Source organism: Allosphingosinicella sp. (assembly GCF_036387215.1).
Taxonomy (GTDB): Bacteria; Pseudomonadota; Alphaproteobacteria; order Sphingomonadales; family Sphingomonadaceae; genus Allosphingosinicella.
The window spans coordinates 1-4,282 of record NZ_DASVUE010000117.1 but is presented as its reverse complement, the minus strand read 5'-3'; the positions used below and the strand labels follow the sequence as shown (position 1 = coordinate 4,282).

Annotated in this window: 6 protein-coding genes; 4 read left to right on the top strand and 2 right to left on the bottom strand. The window is 63.6% G+C overall.

Annotation, left to right across the window (positions count from 1 at the left end; genetic code table 11):
- Positions 1 to 230, bottom strand: a 230-nt coding sequence (locus VF662_RS04850; RefSeq protein WP_464138350.1) for a glutathione S-transferase N-terminal domain-containing protein, incomplete at its 3' end; no start/stop codon positions are given.
- A gap of 69 nt (positions 231 to 299) precedes the next feature.
- Here VF662_RS04850 and VF662_RS04845 point away from each other — a divergent pair.
- Entirely contained in the window at positions 300 to 890 is a 591-nt protein-coding gene (locus VF662_RS04845; RefSeq protein WP_464138346.1) for a urate hydroxylase PuuD, read from the top strand.
- 77 nt (positions 891 to 967) lie between these two features.
- On the opposite strand, the gene VF662_RS04840 is transcribed toward VF662_RS04845, so the two are convergent.
- A complete protein-coding gene (locus VF662_RS04840) occupies positions 968 to 1,738 on the bottom strand; it encodes a LytTR family DNA-binding domain-containing protein (protein ID WP_464138344.1) in 771 nt (256 codons plus the stop codon).
- A gap of 67 nt (positions 1,739 to 1,805) precedes the next feature.
- On the opposite strand from VF662_RS04840, the gene VF662_RS04835 reads away from it, so the two are divergent.
- The 3 genes from VF662_RS04835 to VF662_RS04825 form a co-directional block, all read left to right on the top strand.
- On the top strand, positions 1,806 to 2,474 hold the full coding sequence (locus VF662_RS04835; protein WP_464138341.1) for a DUF2306 domain-containing protein: 669 nt from the start codon (positions 1,806 to 1,808) through the stop codon (positions 2,472 to 2,474).
- 208 nt (positions 2,475 to 2,682) lie between these two features.
- Complete coding sequence (locus VF662_RS04830) at positions 2,683 to 3,936, top strand: alpha/beta fold hydrolase (protein ID WP_464138338.1); 1,254 nt, start codon at positions 2,683 to 2,685, stop codon at positions 3,934 to 3,936.
- A 43-nt stretch (positions 3,937 to 3,979) separates the two neighbouring features.
- A partial coding sequence (locus VF662_RS04825) for a P-loop nucleotide/nucleoside kinase family protein (protein WP_464138335.1) occupies positions 3,980 to 4,282 on the top strand: 303 nt, incomplete at its 3' end.

Here is a 4,282-nt window from a genome sequence, read left to right as displayed (position 1 = left end):
GCCTCCAGATAGCCGATGATTGCGAGGCTCTGGGTGATCCTGAGCCCGTCCACCTCCAGCATCGGCACCATCGCCTGCGGGTTGCGCGCGCGATGCTCCGGCTCCCGCTGCTCGCCCTTGAGGAGGTTCACCGGCACGGTCTCATAGGCGATCCCCTTGAGGTTCAGCGCGATCCGGACCCGGTAGCTGGCGGAGGAGCGGTAATAGTCGAACAGGATCGGCTTGGTCATCAGTTCAGGATTCCCATGACGGCTCCGTTACGATAGAGAGCAGCCTTACAAAAAGAAACGGAGGGGGCGATGGCGAAGCTACTTGGGAACCTCAACCTGGCGCTGCTGCTCGGCGTTGCGCTGCTGGCGCTTGCGATGTTCGGGCTCCACGGCGGCGAGATCGGCGCCGACGGCTATATCAACTACTGGCTCCGCTTCTTCCACGTGATCTCGGGCGTGCTCTGGATCGGCCTCCTTTATTATTTCAACTTCGTCCAGATCCCGACCATGCCGAAGGTACCCGCCGAACTCAAAGGCGGCGTCTCCAAATATATCGCTCCCGAAGCCCTGTTCTGGTTCCGCTGGGCGGCGCTCGTCACCCTAATTTCCGGGATTGCGGTCGCCGAGACCAACGTCACCGGCCGCTACCTGATGCAGGCGCTCACCTTCCAGGAGAATTACCGGGTGATCGGCACCGGAATGTGGCTCGGCATCATCATGGCGGCCAACGTCTGGTTCATCATCTGGCCGAACCAGCAGCGTGCGCTCGGCATCAAGCCGGCCGAGGACGACGTGAAGGCGCGCTCGGCAAAGACGGCGATGCTGGCGTCGCGCACGAACCTCGTGCTCTCGATCCCGATGCTCTACTGCATGGTGACGCAATTCTATTTGCCGCAATAGCGGGCGATGGGGGATGGTCACCGGCGCCAATGAAACGACGCTAGCGACGCGTGCCTAGGGGGAGCCTGTTCTCCGCCTCAGCGCCATCCTGCGTCTTTCAGTGCAGAGGCATAGCTTCGGCTCACCGGCGCCGATATCCCTCCCGTCAACCGTGCCTCGCCCGTTCCCCGGTTCCACCGCACGTCCTGGATCGCGTCGGCCGCGGCCCACCATGACCGGTGCAGCCGGTGGCCATAAGCCTGGGCAAGTTCTTCGACAGCCTCGGAAAACCGCACCGACACGAGCTCGGAACCGCTGTCGGTGTGGACGCGGACATAATGATCCTCGGCTTCAAGCGCGATCAGCTTCGCTGCCCGGCGCCTGGCCGAAAGCCGCATACGAAAGGTGCGCTCGGCGCCCGGAAGCGGAGCCATCACGACCGTTCGGGTCTCCACCACCCGGCGCCACAGCAGCGCCCGCAAAGTCATGATCAGAAGCATCACGATCAGCACCTGCCAGGCAAGCTGCGGAAGCAGCCACGGGCGCCTCGGAAGATCGAGCATCGCTGCGTTGAGTGCGTAGATGAACAGGGTGACCGGCGGGGTGCTGGCGAGCGAAACCAGGGCTATCCGCGCCCAGAACCCGCGGATGCGCCGCTCCAGAGCCTTGTCGGCCAGAATGGCGGTGAGGCCAGCGCCGAGCACCGCCACCAGCCAATAGGCCCTCCGCAGCCCGTCCGGCGCATCGGCCGTCCGGTACGGCCCCAGTTCCCCCATCAGAAGCCCGAATGCCGCAAGCAGCAGCAGATCGACCGAAAGACGCTGCCACCGCTGCCCCGACACCGTTCGCGAACGAGATGCACCGTTCACGCAAAAGCCCCTTTCCCCTCCCCGGCGGCGCCGCGACCACTGCGCTCACACCGCATTGGAGCTTATCATGACGCGAACGCTTCCTCGAATCTACTGGGCTGCCTGGTGGGGCGCCATCATGCTGCTGACCGTCCAGATCTCAGTCGAATCCGCTCTGCGCTACATCACCGGCAGCCACCCGGCGCCCGAGCCGATCGTGGCGAACGCATTCGCGAAGCCCTTCCTCGTCCTGCACGTCATCGGGGCCATGGCCGCGTTCGTTGTGGGGCCGCTCCAGTTCATGCCTGCGATCCGGAGACGCCTGCCCGCCTTCCACCGCGCAACCGGCCGCGTCCATGTCCTCGGCTGCGCATTGGGCGCCCCTTCCGGTTTCATTCTCGCTTTGGGGACGAGCGCGGGGCCGATCGCAGGCGCGCCGTTCGCCCTTTCGGCCCTGTTGTGGTCGGTCTTCACCTGGCGCGGACTGCGCGCAGCTGTCGAAGGGAGACTGAACGAACATCGCGAATGGATGCTGCGTGGTTATGCGGTGCTCACCGGCGCGATCACGCTACGGCTGATGCTCCCTGCCGCGTTGATGTCCGGATACGAATTCTACCCCGCCTATCGGGTGATCTCCTGGCTGAACTGGACCATCAACCTGGCCGGTGTCGAATACTGGATCCGCCGCAAGCGCGATCCCTCCGCAGCCCGCGCCGGCCTGGCTGCCCCTGACACCGGCTTTGCCGCGCGAAGGTAGCCGGCGACCGAGACAGTGGCAGCGAGCGCAATGCGGAGGGTGGCTCGCACGGCGAAGCTTCGCAAAGATCACCAATGTCGGCGATGGGTGGGAAACGGATATTCGCCGCAGCCTGCAAAGGACCCTACTGCCAGCGAGGGGCAGACAGTCCGCATCTGATTAGCTGACGCGACTGAGGCCACTTGCAAGCCACTGCTCAATTGCCAGAATGAAAACCATGTGGAAGTCCATCGTGCGCCTGCTGGCGCTGCTCGTGTCGCTCAGTTTCGTCTCGCCAGCACATGCGGCTCGACTGCATGACGGAGAACGCCGGATCGTGCTGAACGGCGTCGAACACTGGGTCAGGATCGCTGGTGCCAGAGCTGGCACGACGCCGCTGATCATCGTGCATGGTGGCCCCGGCGGAAACGTCTACACTTACGAGCGAACAATCGGACCGCAACTGGAGAAGTTCACCACTGTCGTCTACTACGACCAGCGGGGCAGCGGCCGTTCCGCTGCACCGGCAAATCCTTCAGATTACACGATGCCGACGATCGTTGCCGATTTGGAGTCGCTGAGAGTCGCGCTCGGTGCCGAGCGCATAAACCTCCTCGGCTTTTCGTTCGGCGGGCTCGTCGCGATGGAATATGCAGTCCGCCATCCCGAACGAGTTGATCGCCTCATCCTGCAATCTGCTCCCGACGGCGATTACCGCCGCCTCGCGGCCATTCAGACCTGGGGTTTCGAGGCTCTGGCCACAGGCAAGCAGCGGGAACAGATCCGTGTGCTTGCCGCCCAGCCGGTGGACTCGCCCATGCAACGCATGAACGCGGTGTGGGCCCTGGCTGATCGGCAGGCGGTAGACCGCTTCCTTTTTCACAATCAGAACGCGGCCGAACTCAACCGCCGCCTGTGGGAGCAAAGTGGGCTGTCGAACAGCGGCAGGATGGCCGCGGTCGTGTTTGCGGATGAAAATGCGCGGGCAACTCCGCTGGTTGATGAACTGAACCGCATCACGGCACGCACCCTGGTTCTGGTGGGCCGGCATGACCGGAATGTCGGCCTCGACATGGAGCGGGATCTCGCCGACCGCATACCGAACGCAACCCTCTCAATCCTGGAGGACAGCGCGCATTTCCCCGAGATGGAGGAGCCGCAGGCTTATGCCGCCGCCGTCCGCGCTTTTCTCAAACGACGCTCAGCTCGTTCGAAAGTTGAGCCGACGTCGGCGCAGCCGCAAGTTCTGGCGGTTTCGATGAGAGGCATTGCGGAGCAGCGGCGGTACACCGATCAGCGGAAGGGAGACCTTGCGCATCAGAGTTGGCGAATGGCCGCAACGGGCGGAAAACGGCCATTCAGCACCGGCAAGGACGCAGCAGCCGTTCAATCCGCTCCTTCACGAAGCGGACCACCGCGTTTGAAGCGAGCGTGTCCGGCCTCTTGCCGAACGGTACGAGGCGGTCCGATTAGCTGGCGCTGATCTCATCTGCTATCGAGGTCGTGAAGTGGCGCCAGGAGGGGGAATGGCTACAGCTCATCTTGTGTTCGGCTTCTTGGGATCGGGAAAGACGACGCTGGCCAAGAGGCTAGAGCTTCAACACAGCGCCGTCCGCTTCACGCCTGACGAATGGATGGCGCGCCTGTTCGGCGAAGACCCACCCGCCGACACATTCCAGGATCGAGCGGCGGCAATCCTGGAGATCATGGAGCCTATCTGGGTTCGCTGCCTGTCATTGGGCCTCGACGTCGTTCTCGACTACGGCTTTTGGTCTCGAGCTGAACGGGATTGCGTCCGAGCTGCGGTCGCGAACATAGGGGCCGACTCC

Excerpts from the sequence above, each read along its gene's own strand:
- VF662_RS04835 (WP_464138341.1), top strand. The coding sequence starts at position 1,806 with ATGACGCGAACGCTTCCTCGAATCTACTGGGCTGCCTGGTGGGGCGCC.
- VF662_RS04830 (WP_464138338.1), top strand. The coding sequence starts at position 2,683 with ATGAAAACCATGTGGAAGTCCATCGTGCGCCTGCTGGCGCTGCTCGTG.
- VF662_RS04845 (WP_464138346.1), top strand. The coding sequence starts at position 300 with ATGGCGAAGCTACTTGGGAACCTCAACCTGGCGCTGCTGCTCGGCGTT.